The following is a 12,797-nucleotide window of genomic DNA, read 5'->3' on the forward strand; positions in this document are numbered from 1 at the left end:
ATCGGCAGCCGCCGTCTGATCTCGCTTGCATCGGGAGAATTGCGAATGGTTCACGTCTCGCGACGGCAACTGCTACGGCTTGCGGCTGTTGCACTATCGGCGCTTACCGCGGCCTGGACCTCGGCTGCACCGGCTGCGACCGGAAAGAAGACCCTCACTGCGGTGATGCAATCGGACCTTCGCGTCACCGACCCCGGCTTCACGACGGCCATCATCACCCGCGACCATGGCTATATGGTGTACGACACGCTGGTCGGCATCGATGCCACCTTCAAGGTGCAGCCGCAGATGGCCGACTGGACGGTGTCCGCGGACAAGCTGACCTACACCTTCACCCTGCGAGACGGCCTGAAGTGGCATGACGGCGCGCCGGTGACGGCGGAGGATTGCGTCGCCTCGCTGAAGCGCTGGGGCACCAGCGCCGACGGCATGGCGCGCAAGCTGATGGACTTCACGGCGGGCATCGAAGCCGCGGACGCCAGGACGATCGTTCTCAAGCTGAAGGAGCCCTATGGGCTCGTGCTGGAGACGATCGCCAAGCCGTCGGCCGTCGTCGCCTTCATGATGCCGAAGCGTTTGGCGGAGACCCCGATCACCAAGCAGATTCCGGAGCAGATCGGCTCCGGCCCGTTCAAGTTCGTCGCGAGCGAATTCCAGCCCGGCGTGAAAGCGATCTACGAAAAGAACACCGACTATGTGCCGCGCAAGGAGCCGGCCGAATGGACGTCGGGCGGCAAGGTGGTGAAAGTCGACCGCGTCGAATGGATCACGATGCCGGACGCGCAGACCGCGCTCAACGCGCTGCAATCCGGCGATGTCGATTTCGTTGAAACGCCGCCGTTCGACATGCTGCCCGCGCTCGAATCCAACCCGGACATCAACGTGTCGATCCTGAACAAGTTCGGCTTCCAGTCTTTCGGCCGGATGAACTTCCTGCATCCGCCGTTCGACAATGTGAAGATCCGCCGCGCCGCGATGCTTGCGATCAACCAGAAGGACGTGCTCGACGCGCAGATCGGCAATCCCAAATATTACACGTTCTGCGGCGCATTCTTCATCTGCGGCACGCCGCTCGCCAGCGACGCAGGCGGCGAGACGCTCGTCAAGGGCAACGGCATGGCGGACGCCAAGAAGGCATTGGCCGAGGCCGGTTATGACGGCACGCCCGTGGTGATCCTGGCGCCGACCGACCAGATCCTGCTGAAAGCGCAGCCGATCGTGGTCGCACAGCTGCTGCGCGAGGCAGGCTTCAAGGTCGATCTTCAGGCGATGGACTGGCAGACCGTGGTGACCCGCCGAGCCAACCAGAAGTCGCCGAAGGAAGGCGGCTGGAACATGTTCTTCACCTACCAGGGCGCGGCCGATTCCTTGAACCCGCTGGTCAACGTCCCGATGGGCGGCAAGGGCACGAGTGGCTGGTACGGCTGGTCCGAGGACTCCAAGCTCGAGGAGCTGCGCGACGCCTTTGCCCGCGCCACCTCACCGGAAGAGCAAAAGAAGATCGCCTTCGACGTGCAGAAGGAGGCCTACGATCAGGTGATCTACGTCCCGCTCGGCCAGTTCCAGGCGCCGAGTGCATGGCGCAAGTCGCTCACCGGCGTGATCGACGGCCCGGCGACGCCGATGTTCTGGAATGTGGACAAGAAGGAGTAGGCTCTTCTCCCGGATTGGGGAACGGCTCGACCACGCATTCGGTGTCGTCCCGGCCTCGTGCGCAATTGCGCACGGGGGCCGGGACCCATCACCCCCAGGGAGAAGCCGTGGCGCGAGCTGGTAACTCCGAGTCTTCGCAAAACTATTGCTGCGGCGTATGGGTCCCGGATCTGCGCTGACGCTTGTCCGGGACGACGATAAACTTTTCGTCTTGCCCCACAAGCAGACGCTCCACTTAGTTCGGATGCCACCAGCGGCCGCCGATGACGACACCTTCGGAGACGATCTTCCTGTCGCCGATCAGGTGCTCGCCGACGACGTCCTCATAGTCGAACTGTCCTTGCTTCACAGAGATCAAGGTGGCGTCGCCGACACTGCCCGGCTTGAGGCTGCCGAGCTCGGGGCGTCGCAGCGCCATCGCCGCATTCTCCGTCGAGGCCGCGATCACGTCCGACAGCGACATGCCCATGCACAAAAATTTCGACATCGTCGTCACCTGATCGAAGGCCGGGCCGTCGATGCAGAGCTGATGGATGTCGGAAGAGATCGTATCCGGATAAAAGCCGTTGGCAAGCATGGCGCGTGCGGTCTTGAACGCGAACGAGCCCTTGCCGTGGCCGATGTCGAACAGCACGCCGCGCTCGCGCGCGTCCAGCACCGCCTTCTTCACCGTGCCCTGCGCGGTCGCCGGCGAATTCGGGAATGGACGGAACGCATGGGTGAGCACGTCGCCCGGTCGCAGGCGGGCCAGGACCTCTTCATAGGTCGGCGGCGGATGGTCGATATGCGCCATCAGGGGCATGCCCACCTCGTCAGCCACCTGGAGTGCGATGTCGAGCGGCACCGCGCCCGAGGTGCCCGAGGAGTGCAGTCCGACGCGTACCTTGATGCCGACGATGAGGTCGCGGTTGGCATCGGCAACCTTGGCCGCCTCGATCGGATTCATCAGCCGCAATTCCTCGCTCTCGCCAACCATGATGCGGTGCGAGAAGCCGAAAATGCCGGCATGGGAGACATGCAAGTAGGCGAGAATGCGGACCTGGCTCGGCTCGATGACGTGCTTGCGGAAGCCGGCGAAATTGCCCGGGCCCGCGCTGCCGGTGTCGACCGATGTTGTGACGCCGGAGGCGCGGCAGAATTCCTCGGCATCGATGCCAAGCGACGTGCCACCCCAATAGACATGGGTGTGGAGATCGATCAGCCCCGGCGTCACGATGAACTGCGAGACGTCGCGCACTTCCGTCGCCGGATCCGCTTTGAGCCCGCTGCCAACGGCTGCGACCTTGCCGCCGGAAAATGCGACGTCGGTGACGGCATCGAGCTTCTGCGAGGGGTCAATGACCCGTCCGCCGCGCAAGATCAGATCGAAAGGCATCATCGGCTCCGGATGTTGGCAAGCAAGGACCGGGCTGGAAGGTGCGCTTCCAGCCCGGTCGCGTTTGTTAGCAATTTTCACGCCGCCGAAGCAAATCGGCTGCGATCAGTGGCCATTGGGCCTGCGCTCGGCCTTTGGCGCCTCCTCTTTCAGCCGCTCCAGCGCATCCGGCATCATGCGGCCGAACATCGAGCTCAGCATCGCGGTTGGAATCAGGCCGGCATTGCCGCCTTCCGCGCCCTGCGCGCCGGACATCAGGAATTGCGGCACCAGCGGCTGGTTGATCCGGGTGAGCGCATCGGCGAACTTCGCAAAGTTCTGCTCGGCGAGGCGGAACTCCGGTCCGCCATAGGCATCGACCGAGAGTTTCGTCGACTGGGCATTGGCGGTGCCGACCGCAAGCACGCGATCGGCTTCGCCCTGGCCTTCGAGCCGTGACTGCTCGCCGACCGCGGCCGCGGTCACCTTTCTCGTCTCCGCGTCCTTCTGTGCGCGGGCGAGTGCCGCCGCGCCCTCGTTTTCGTTCACCTTGATCTGGATCAGCGACTGCGTCAGAGCCGATTGTGCCGCCGCCGTTGCCTTGGCCTCGTTCAGTGCGCGCTCCTGGACGGCGGCCTTCTCCTGCTCCTGATAGGTCTCGATCTGCTCGCGCGCGATCTGGCGCGAGCGGAGCTGGATCAGGATGTTCTCGATGGTATGGTCGCCGTTTGCCGCGCGCGGCGTGCCGATCAGGACCTCCTGCAGGTCAAGCGAATAGCTCTCGAACTTCGCTTTCATTTGAGCTGCCGATTCCTCCTGGATAGACGCCCTGTTCTGCAGCAATTCGATCAGGGTCATCTTCTGCGCGATGTTCTTGAAGAACGCACTGACCATCGGGTCGAGCGTCTGCTCGACGAGCTTTTTCACGTCGCCGAACCGCTGGATGATCATCGGCGCCTTCTTGTAGTCGATATGCATCACCACCGAGAGCGGCAGCGTCGGCTCGAACGCATCGCGCGTGATCAGCGATATCTCCGAGAGGTTCTCGTCGAGCTTCATCGCACCGACCTCACCGCGCACCCATTTCAGGATGAAGTTGACGGTCGGGATGATCTCGATCTTGCCGGCATAGGTGTTGAACGCGTATTTGCCGGGCAACAGCGGATCCTTCCAGACACCGCGGCCGCCGTTCAATACGAGCTCGCCATGGCGATATTGCTCGCCGGAGACATCGTCGCTGCGCGGACCCGTGTAGAAGATGACGACGCCGACATTGCCGACCGGGATCACCGTCTTCGGCACCGCCTCGATGGTCGCGAACAGGCGGTTGATGTACCAGGTGCCCTCGACGATGACCTGGAGTTGCCGGCCGCGATAGCCGCCGGCGGCCAGGAATTTCTCGGGCTCCTGGAAATTGTTGTGAAAAATCTCGCCGTCGCGCAGCTCGGTGCCGACCTCGGGTGCAATGATCTCGCCCGGCGGCAGCGACGGGCCGTCATGCACGGTGACGACGCCGACCAGATCATGATCGGCCGCGAGCACCACGGGCGTAAAGCCCCATCGTTCCGAGATCGTGAGCTGCATGGCGTCGAGCACGCCGCGCTCCTGCTCGCTCAGGGCATGGCCATAGACGCGATCGTCGGTGATGATCGCGAACTGCGTCGTGTTGATCGCATAGGTGCCTTCGCGCAGGATCTTTCGCTGCGGTCCCTTCTGCCCGCCACCAAGCAGGAAGCGGCGCGCGTCCTGGAAGTCCGATTTGTCCTCGGTGTCATTGGCACCAAGCACTTGCGAGGCGCCAAGCGGCGCACCGTCGCGCGCGAATACATAGGCGATCTTGCCCTGTCCGACCGTGACGAGATCCGATTTGTGGATCCGGTACATGAACGGAAAGAACACGTGCACGCCGCCGCGCAGGACTTCCGGCTCGTAACCAGCTTCACCGTTCAGTGCGATGAAGCCTTCGTCGATCGATCCCCTCGTCGACCACAGCTTTTCGACGATGCCGACCTGGTTGTTCGGAATGTAGCGAAAGATATTGGCCACCCGCAGCAGGATCACGAACGCGGTCGCCGCCGTAGCCCAAAGCGCCGGCTGGATCAGCCAGGCGCCATTAAAACCAGTGAGGTCCATAGTTCATCTCCACAATGCGCAACTGGGCGGCCTCGTTAACCAAGGCCACACCCCAGAATTGCGGAGGGCGAGATGTAAGTACGGACCCTGCTTCGCAAGCCGGTTGTCGCGTAAAGCCGTGCCAATCTTTTTTTATTGGGGACTTGACGGGAGAGAAGGGCGGAGGCAGCAGAGAATTCTGAAAAGGCGTATTTTATAATGGCGATCCCGGCATGACTCGAACATGCGACCTACGGTTTAGGAAACCGCCGCTCTATCCGGCTGAGCTACGGGACCGCGGAACCCGCCGGTAAAGCGGGTTGCCTGGAGCAGTACATATCAAAGCAAGGGCCGGATCGGAAGCCCTTCGCGAGGCCGCGAGCGAAACGATCAGGACTTCCCGTAAGCCCCCTGATAGCGGCCCTCGCGGATGGCCTTGAGCGTCTCATCCTCGCGCCGGATCTGGACGCGCACCGCCTCCAGCAACGTCGCGGCGCCGGCGGCGGGAAACGATACCACGCCGTCCTCGTCGCCGACCACGATATCGCCTGGGGAAATGACGCTGCCGCCGACCGTGACAGGGACGTTGATCTCGCCGGGACCATTCTTGTAGGGGCCGCGGTGGATCACGGCGCGGGCGAAGCAGGGAAAAGTATCTTCAGCGAAGGCCGCGACGTCGCGGATCGCGCCATCGATCACATAGCCTTCCGCTTTGCGCCACTGCGCGATATTTTTCATGATCTCGCCGACCAGAGCCCTCGTCTCGTCACCGCCGCCATCGACCACGATGACGTCGCCGGGACCAACCAGCTCGAGCGCGCGGTGGATGGCGAGATTGTCGCCGGGCCGGGTGCGCACCGTGAAGGCCGCGCCGATCAGCCTGCCGCTGCGGTGATATGGCCTCAGGCCGACCGCGCCCGGCAACCGGCCGAGATTGTCTGAAATGATCGAGGTCGGTGCATTCCTGAAGCCCTCGATGATGTCTGCCGGCGGTTTCGGCACGCTGCTCGCTGCGACGGTGATGGTCATGGAATTCAGTCCTTCTGCTATGGCTCTTGCCCGGCATGCCGCGAACTTTTCCGGAATCGTCGCGCGGCGGTGCGCCGTCGATTTCGAAACTCTCCGGGATCAGCGTTCCGCGCCGCAGCCCGGACTATCGAACAGCGCCGCAAGGCCGCATTTCGAGGTCAGCATCTTGTCGCCGTCATGGCCGACGCCGACGACATCCCACACCCTGTGATTGGGCGTGCCGTGATCGCGCTTGGCCATCGCATCCACGTATGCGTGACCACGCGCGTAGCGATAAGGCCCCTGCGCCTTGCCCATGCAGCTCTTGTCCAGCGCGGGATGCTCGGGATTGGTGTCGAGCGTGCCGAGCAGATAGATGACGTCGCGCTCGACATAACGCTGCTCAAGCGCGGCCGGTGTCGCATCCGCAAGATAAGGCGGCCGCTCGTCCATGCCGTATTTCCAGACGTTGTAACCCGGACAGGATGCGGCGATCGCCGGCACCGGGCGCTCGTTGCTGAAATAGGCGTAGGACGAGGGATTGGCGACGACATAGCGGACATCGATATGCTGGCGCGAGAGCAGCGCCTCGCCCTTGCCTGCGATGGCATAGCGCTGCGCGACCTGGCCACCGCCGGAATGACCGGCGACCACGACCTGCTTCAGGTTCGGGAAGATGCGCCGGTCGGAGAGTTTTGCCAGGATCGCGTCGAGCGCCTCGAAGGAAGAGACCGGGTTCGGCGCAAGCGCGGCATCGCCGCCTTCCCATCCTTCCAGTGACCAGCGCAGCGTATCCGCGGGCAGCTTGTAAGCCTCGACATCGATCTCCGCCAGGAACTGCGGCACGATCATCAACGCGCTCTTGCCGTCATCGCCCGCCGCGACCTGCGCGGTGTGCGCCGACATGTAATACACGTCGGCATTGCGCAGGCGTCCGTGCAGCACGATGATGGCGCGGGAGATCGTCGGCAGCGGTGTCGACCAGTCGCTGGAGAGATAGAGCGGCAACATGCCCTGGCCGCCGACCGACAGCCGCGCATCGGCAACGACCTTGACCGGCTTGCGGTTGGGCGCGTCTTCCTCTGCGGCGAGCGCGCGGCCGCAAACCAGCACCAAAGCGATTGCAGCAAAACAGGTCAGCGCTCTCATAATCGGCTTTCTCCTTGGTCGTCGAGCCGGTGAAACTCTAAGCGCATCGCATGCCACGCGGCTGTGACTCTCGGGCCACGTCAAGCAAAAAATGTCAGCAGCCCAGCCATGAAATTCCCGGGTTCCAAGGGTGACAAGCCGGCGATAAAGGCGCAAAAATCGGCCACGACTCAGTTTGGGTTGAGTTTCGCAGGGAATGCTCTCTTAGAATGTCTGACGTAGTTGCATCGCGTCGTGCGGCGCCGTTTCTCGTTGCCGCAGCAGGGCTTTTTCTGCTGACCTCGTCGCATGCCTACGCGCAATGGTGGAAGCGCGCGCCCGTCGACTTCGAGGAATGCGCCGATGCGGCCGAAAAATCATCGAGCAAAGCCGAGAAGACGGCCGCACTTGCCGATTGCAACGCCAAGTTTGCCGGTCGGCGCAAGGCCGGCGGCGGCTACACCTATTACGACTTCCTCCAGGACCGCACCTTCGACATCGCAGGTCCCAACCCGACGCCCGACGAGCAGAAGAAGATCGACGAGTCCTACACCGCCTATCTCGCCGATCAGCGCCGCCGCAATGAAGCGGCCCAGGCGACCGCGCGCCAGCAGCGCGAGCAGCAGGAACAGCAAGCGCAGCAGCTTCAGCAGGTCGCCCTGCGGACCGAGGTCGAGCGCGTGCCGGTTCCGGTCGAGCGGCCGAAGGTGCAGCAGGGTGTAGCTTCGCGACCGAAGGGCGGCAGCTGCGCCAAGGGTTCGTTCTCCTGCGAGTGGCCGCGGCTGTCGGAGGGCTTGAGCGATCTGAAGAAGCTGTTCAGCCCGCCCCCGAGCAAACCGGCGAAGAAGGGGTAGCTGTCTCCACAGGATGGAGATTTGTGTCAGTCACTCACTCCGCCGTCGTCCTGGCGAAAGCCAGGACCCATTACCCCGATAAGTAATTGGCGCTGAACTTGTCGTTCGGTACTCTTACCGGCCGCGATCGAGAGATTCCGCGGTATGGGTCCTGGCTTTCGCCAGGACGACGGCCGAAGACGCCGCGCCTCAGTGCTTCTGCTTCTTCTTGCTGCGCTTCGGGGTCATCACCGGCTCCGGCGTGGTCGTCGTATTGCCCAGCGCCTTGCGGCTCTCCTGCAAGCGCGCGTCATAGCCAGGCGAATTCATGACCGTTGGCGGTCGGGCGTATGCCAGCGTCGAGGCGCCGCAAAGCGCGGCCAGCGCAACTCCGATCATTAGACAACGCCTCATTGATTGCTCCATCGCGCTCAAGCGACCCCGCGGATCTGCTGGGGCGAAAGTCCCGGCGGCCCCTTGCCGGCGGTCTCGGCATCCTTGACCAGCGCGGCAATGCGGCGCATCAGCGGCACATCGACCTTGTTGTTCTCGGCGAGCGCGATCACCGCGCCCTGGAGATAGTCGATCTCGGTCTTGCGGCCCTGCTTCAAATCCTGCCACATCGAGGAGCGCGCCTCGGGATCGATCTTCATGGTGCGTCCCAGGATGACGTTGAAGATCATGTCGGGCAATCGCAGCAAGGTCGGCATCCAGTTCGGCGGGATCGGCGTTGCCGAAGCCGGCGCGATACCGGCCGCCTTCAGCGTCGCCAGCCCCTCGGCCATCTGGTCGGCGAACAGTTTCCGCCAGTCGCGGTTCGCCAGTTGGGCTGCGAGCGGCATGTCGGAGAGCGCGCTGAGCGCGTTGTTCAGATTGATGATCAGCTTGCCCCATTGCACGCCGGCGATGTCGCGACTTGCACGCATGGTGAGGCCGGGCACGGACAGTGCGGCAGCGGTGTTGTCGGCATCTTCGCCGACAGTGATGTCACCCGAGGTCGAACGGTGGAATCGCCCTTCGCCCTTTGCGACCACATTGAATGGCACCATGCCGGCGAGCACGCGCCGGCCGCCGAGCCGTTCCTGCAACACGCCGACATTGCCGACGCCGTTCTGCAACGACACGATCACGGCATCCCGCGGCGCATGCTGCGCGATCTGATCCGCGACGTCGGACGTGTCCGCGCTCTTGACCGTAACCAGCACGATGCCGGCGCTGTGGAAGATCGCGGGGTCCTCGGACAGCGCGACGCGGCCCGCATCCAGCTTCTTCTCGGAGCCGTCGAAATCCGTCAGCCGCAGGCCGAACCGCTCGATCTCGGTCCTTACCCGCGGCCGCACCAGCAATGCGACCCGGCGGTCGGCGACCGCCAGCATGCCGCCAACAAAACAGCCGATGGCACCCGCGCCGGCCACCGCGATCGGTCGATCCGTCACCACCTGACTTGCTCCCTGAATGACCGGCTTTCGATAGCAGAGGCAGAAGCCGCTGCCCATCGCGGCCAAAGCGCATCTGCCTTGTAACCGTCATGAGAGCCCCATATGTTTTTGCCCGGGGGCTTTGTCACCGGCGAGAACTCGCCGACGAGAACGCCAAAGACGAGAACGCCAAAGGAGAGCACCATGGGTCTACTCGACGTCCTCAACGGCATGCAGAACGGTCCCCGCGGCCCGAGCACCCCAAGCTCACAATCATCCTCCGGCGGAATGTCGCCGTTGACCATGGCAATCCTCGGCCTGCTCGCCTGGAAGGCGTTCAAGCATATGACCGCAAGCCAGCCCGGCGCCGTGCCACAGCCGACACCGATCCCTGCGCCCCCGCCGGTGCACGCCGGCGGTAGTAGTGGCGGAGCGCTTGGTGGTGGTGGCCTCGGTGATGTCCTCAAAGGCGGCCTCGGCGGCCTGCTCGCAGGCGGCGCGGCGGGCTCCGTGCTGAGCGGCGGCCTAGGCGACCTTCTCAACCAGCTCCAGCAGAGCGGCCATGGCGAGACCGCAAACAGCTGGGTCGGCAAGGGCGAGAACAAGGCCATCAGCCCCGGCGATCTCGCCAACGCGCTCGGCGCCGACCAGATCCAGAGCCTTTCAGCGCAAAGCGGGCTGTCGCGCGACGAATTGCTGTCCGGCCTCAGCCAGTACTTGCCGCAGGTGATCGATCATTTGACGCCGGACGGACGGCTGCCGACCGAGAACGAGCTTTCGGGCAGACTCTGATTTTCGTCACAACGAGGGGAAGACCGACATGAGCATGGGCGGCATTTTGTGGATCGTCGTGGTGGGCTTCGTCGCCGGCCTCATCGCGCGCTTTCTGGCGCCGGGACCGAACAACCCGAGCGGCTTCATCCTCACCACCATCCTCGGAATCGTCGGTGCGTTTCTGGCGACCTTCATCGGCCAGGCCATCGGCCATTACGGTCCGGATCAAGGTGCAGGATTCATCATGGCCACGATCGGTGCGGTGGTGGTGCTGTTCATCTGGCACCGGCTGGTCGCGAGCGGCGTGATCAAGGGGTAGGCACTGTCATTCCGGGGCGCGCAAAGCGCGAACCCGGAATCTCGAGATTCCGGGTTCGATGCAAATGCATCGCCCCGGAATGACGTCGTGTGGCATCACGTAATCAGATGCATGCCCGCATCCATGCGCACAGCCTCGCCGGTCATGTTGCCGGAGGCGGGCAGCGCCAGGAAGCAGACCAGCTGGGCGATGTCCTCTGCCGATGAGGCAACCTTGAGCGGCACCTTCGCCACCACATTGTCGCGAACCTTCTTTGCCCCTTCTTCACCACGGCCCTTGGTGAACCAGGGCGTGTCGATATAGCCGGGACAGACAGCGTTGACGCGGATCAGCGGCGCAAGCGCGACCGCCAGCGAGCGCGTGAGGGTATTGAGCGCGCCTTTGCTCGCCGCATAGGCCATCGAGGAGCCCATCCCGTTGATGCCCGCAACCGACGACACGTTGACGACTGCCGAGGTGCGCCCCGATGCCTTTGCGCCGGCCTCCAGCAGGCTGCGCGCTGCGCGCACCATCTGGAAAGGACCGACGGTGTTGACGCCGTAGAGCCGATGGAAGTCCTCCGCCGACAGTCCGTCGAGATCGCCGTAAGCGACGTGCTTGGTGGTGCCGGCATTGTTGACGAGGATGTCGAGCTTGCCCCAGGCGCTCGCGGCCGCGACGAGCTTGCGGCAATCCTCGTCGCGCGAGACGTCGCCCTGCACGACCAGGACTTCCGTGGCGCCGGCCTTGCGGCAGATTTCTGCGGTCGCCTCCGCTTCCTTCTGGCTCGACGAATAGTTGACGATGAGCCGCGCCCCGCTGCTTGCGAGAATCTCCGCGGTCGCGGCACCGAGGCCGGATGCGGACCCAGTCACGATTGCGCACAAACTGTCCTTGGCCATCCGGATTTCCTTCCCATGGATTGAATGTGGCGCCCTGTTTAGCGAGTTTGCCGCGCCCTGCAAATCGAGCAAACTCCGCAAAGCGGAATTAGTCCAGACCGGTTGTTGCCCCCATGCCGGAGTCGCAGATGGGCCTGCGATCAACGCTTGTCAGGGCCATGGCTTTTTCGGATCATCGGGCGCAAGAAGATAATGCGCGTCGCCCCATGGGGCAGGACGCGCCAATGGCAAAACACGGGGAACGCTGTGGCGGAGAGTGACAATATCGTCGTCGAGACCGCGGAGAAGATCTTCGCCGATCTCGCCGATCCGCAAACCATCAACAACGACAAGAAGAATTCATGGCAGGCGCCGCTGTGGCAGGCACTGAGCGAAGCCGGCTTGCCCTTGTCCTGGGTGCCTGACGATCTCGGGGGCTCCGGCGCGAGCCTCGCCGACGGTTTTGCGCTGCTGAACGCCGCCGGCCGTTTCGCCGTCGCGGTTCCTCTGGCCGAAACCATGCTCGCCGGCTGGCTGCTCGCACAAGCCAGGATCGCCTCGCCCGAAGGCGAGATGACGGTGTTGCCGGCGAGCCCCAGGGATCGCATCACTGTGGACGCCGACGGTGCGCTCTCCGGCCGCTGCCGCGGCGTGCCCTTTGCGAAAGCGGCGAAGCATTTTGCCGTACTCGCGCATGGCAAGGACGGCATTTCGATCGCGTTGGTCGATGCAGCCAGGGCACAAACCGAGTCCGGCCTCAATGTCGGCTATGACCACAGCGACACAGTGACGCTCGACAAGGTCCAGCCTGTGATCATCAAGGCCGCCCCCGATGGCGTCGACCAGACCACGCTGATGCTGATGGGCGGCGTGTCGCGAAGCCTGCAGATCGCGGGCGCGCTTGAATCGATGCTCGACATCTCCGTGCGCTATTCCAACGAGCGCGTCGCCTTCGAGAAGAAGATCTCGAAGTTCCAGGCAGTGCAGCACAATCTCGCGCGTCTGGCCGGCGAATCCGCCGCCGCACTCGCGGCAGCGACCTCGGCCGCCGACGCCATTGCGAATGCAAGGTCGTTCAACGACGAAGTCTATCTCGAAGCCGCCGCGGCAAAGATCCGGTGCGCGGAAGCCGCGGAAAAAGGCGGTGGCATCGCACATCAGGTGCACGGCGCGATCGGCTTCACCATCGAGCACATCCTGCACCGCTACTCGCTGCGGGCGCTGGCCTGGCGCGACGATTTCGGCTCGGAGAGCCACTGGGCCGTTGAGCTCGGCAAGCTCGTCGCCTCCAGAGGCGCCGATGAATTGTGGCCGCTCGTGGCGTCGCGCTAACAGGGA

At 63.8% G+C, this 12,797-nt stretch carries 12 protein-coding genes and 1 tRNA gene; 5 read left to right on the top strand and 8 right to left on the bottom strand.

The features are described from left to right. Positions 1 to 45 precede the first annotated feature (45 nt). Positions 46 to 1,653 carry an ABC transporter substrate-binding protein gene (locus JQ621_RS20680; RefSeq protein ID WP_212236512.1) on the top strand — a complete coding sequence of 536 codons (1,608 nt, stop codon included), beginning with the start codon at positions 46 to 48 and terminating at the stop codon, positions 1,651 to 1,653. A gap of 235 nt (positions 1,654 to 1,888) precedes the next feature. Here JQ621_RS20680 and JQ621_RS20685 read toward each other — a convergent pair whose 3' ends face one another. From JQ621_RS20685 to JQ621_RS20705, 5 genes are all read right to left on the bottom strand, one after another. Beyond that, on the bottom strand, positions 1,889 to 3,028 hold the full coding sequence (locus tag JQ621_RS20685) for an amidohydrolase/deacetylase family metallohydrolase (protein WP_212236513.1): 1,140 nt from the start codon (positions 3,026 to 3,028) through the stop codon (positions 1,889 to 1,891). 105 nt (positions 3,029 to 3,133) lie between these two features. Beyond that, the gene (locus JQ621_RS20690; RefSeq protein WP_212236514.1) at positions 3,134 to 5,140 is read right to left on the bottom strand and encodes an SPFH domain-containing protein; all 2,007 of its coding nucleotides are present in this window, start codon (positions 5,138 to 5,140) and stop codon (positions 3,134 to 3,136) included. Between the two features lie 199 nt (positions 5,141 to 5,339). Further along, a tRNA-Arg gene (locus tag JQ621_RS20695) sits at positions 5,340 to 5,416 on the bottom strand. 93 nt (positions 5,417 to 5,509) lie between these two features. Then, entirely contained in the window at positions 5,510 to 6,148 is a 639-nt protein-coding gene (locus JQ621_RS20700) for an RraA family protein (protein WP_212236515.1), read from the bottom strand. Between the two features lie 99 nt (positions 6,149 to 6,247). Then, entirely contained in the window at positions 6,248 to 7,276 is a 1,029-nt protein-coding gene (locus tag JQ621_RS20705; RefSeq protein ID WP_212236516.1) for an alpha/beta hydrolase, read from the bottom strand. Positions 7,277 to 7,485: 209 nt separating this feature from the next. On the opposite strand from JQ621_RS20705, the gene JQ621_RS20710 reads away from it, so the two are divergent. Next, positions 7,486 to 8,109: a hypothetical protein gene (locus JQ621_RS20710; RefSeq protein ID WP_212236517.1), complete on the top strand. Its 624-nt coding sequence runs from the start codon at positions 7,486 to 7,488 to the stop codon at positions 8,107 to 8,109. 189 nt (positions 8,110 to 8,298) lie between these two features. Here JQ621_RS20710 and JQ621_RS20715 read toward each other — a convergent pair whose 3' ends face one another. Together JQ621_RS20715 and JQ621_RS20720 are read right to left on the bottom strand one after the other, a co-directional pair. Continuing rightward, on the bottom strand, positions 8,299 to 8,502 hold the full coding sequence (locus JQ621_RS20715) for a hypothetical protein (protein ID WP_212236518.1): 204 nt from the start codon (positions 8,500 to 8,502) through the stop codon (positions 8,299 to 8,301). 17 nt (positions 8,503 to 8,519) lie between these two features. Continuing rightward, positions 8,520 to 9,527 (bottom strand): 2-dehydropantoate 2-reductase, encoded by a 1,008-nt coding sequence (locus JQ621_RS20720; RefSeq protein ID WP_212236519.1) that lies wholly within the window; start codon positions 9,525 to 9,527, stop codon positions 8,520 to 8,522. A gap of 183 nt (positions 9,528 to 9,710) precedes the next feature. Between JQ621_RS20720 and JQ621_RS20725 the strand changes: the two genes are divergently transcribed. Both JQ621_RS20725 and JQ621_RS20730 read left to right on the top strand, forming a co-directional pair. After that, the gene (locus JQ621_RS20725) at positions 9,711 to 10,298 is read left to right on the top strand and encodes a YidB family protein (protein WP_212236520.1); all 588 of its coding nucleotides are present in this window, start codon (positions 9,711 to 9,713) and stop codon (positions 10,296 to 10,298) included. 28 nt (positions 10,299 to 10,326) lie between these two features. Then, a complete protein-coding gene (locus JQ621_RS20730; RefSeq protein WP_212236521.1) occupies positions 10,327 to 10,599 on the top strand; it encodes a GlsB/YeaQ/YmgE family stress response membrane protein in 273 nt (90 codons plus the stop codon). Between the two features lie 95 nt (positions 10,600 to 10,694). Here the strand turns inward: JQ621_RS20730 and JQ621_RS20735 are convergent, their stop codons facing one another. Then, positions 10,695 to 11,480, bottom strand: a complete 786-nt coding sequence (locus JQ621_RS20735) for an SDR family NAD(P)-dependent oxidoreductase (protein ID WP_212236522.1) — start codon at positions 11,478 to 11,480, stop codon at positions 10,695 to 10,697. A gap of 246 nt (positions 11,481 to 11,726) precedes the next feature. Between JQ621_RS20735 and JQ621_RS20740 the strand changes: the two genes are divergently transcribed. Beyond that, the gene (locus JQ621_RS20740; protein WP_212236523.1) at positions 11,727 to 12,791 is read left to right on the top strand and encodes an acyl-CoA dehydrogenase family protein; all 1,065 of its coding nucleotides are present in this window, start codon (positions 11,727 to 11,729) and stop codon (positions 12,789 to 12,791) included. Positions 12,792 to 12,797 lie beyond the last annotated feature (6 nt).

It is taken from the genome of Bradyrhizobium manausense (genome assembly GCF_018129685.1).
Classification (GTDB): Bacteria; Pseudomonadota; Alphaproteobacteria; order Rhizobiales; family Xanthobacteraceae; genus Bradyrhizobium; species Bradyrhizobium manausense_D.

Excerpts from the sequence above, each read along its gene's own strand:
- JQ621_RS20680 (WP_212236512.1), top strand. The coding sequence starts at position 46 with ATGGTTCACGTCTCGCGACGGCAACTGCTACGGCTTGCGGCTGTTGCA.
- JQ621_RS20685 (WP_212236513.1), bottom strand. The coding sequence starts at position 3,028 with ATGCCTTTCGATCTGATCTTGCGCGGCGGACGGGTCATTGACCCCTCG.
- JQ621_RS20690 (WP_212236514.1), bottom strand. The coding sequence starts at position 5,140 with ATGGACCTCACTGGTTTTAATGGCGCCTGGCTGATCCAGCCGGCGCTT.
- JQ621_RS20700 (WP_212236515.1), bottom strand. The coding sequence starts at position 6,148 with ATGACCATCACCGTCGCAGCGAGCAGCGTGCCGAAACCGCCGGCAGAC.
- JQ621_RS20705 (WP_212236516.1), bottom strand. The coding sequence starts at position 7,276 with ATGAGAGCGCTGACCTGTTTTGCTGCAATCGCTTTGGTGCTGGTTTGC.
- JQ621_RS20710 (WP_212236517.1), top strand. The coding sequence starts at position 7,486 with ATGTCTGACGTAGTTGCATCGCGTCGTGCGGCGCCGTTTCTCGTTGCC.
- JQ621_RS20715 (WP_212236518.1), bottom strand. The coding sequence starts at position 8,502 with ATGAGGCGTTGTCTAATGATCGGAGTTGCGCTGGCCGCGCTTTGCGGC.
- JQ621_RS20725 (WP_212236520.1), top strand. The coding sequence starts at position 9,711 with ATGGGTCTACTCGACGTCCTCAACGGCATGCAGAACGGTCCCCGCGGC.
- JQ621_RS20730 (WP_212236521.1), top strand. The coding sequence starts at position 10,327 with ATGAGCATGGGCGGCATTTTGTGGATCGTCGTGGTGGGCTTCGTCGCC.
- JQ621_RS20735 (WP_212236522.1), bottom strand. The coding sequence starts at position 11,480 with ATGGCCAAGGACAGTTTGTGCGCAATCGTGACTGGGTCCGCATCCGGC.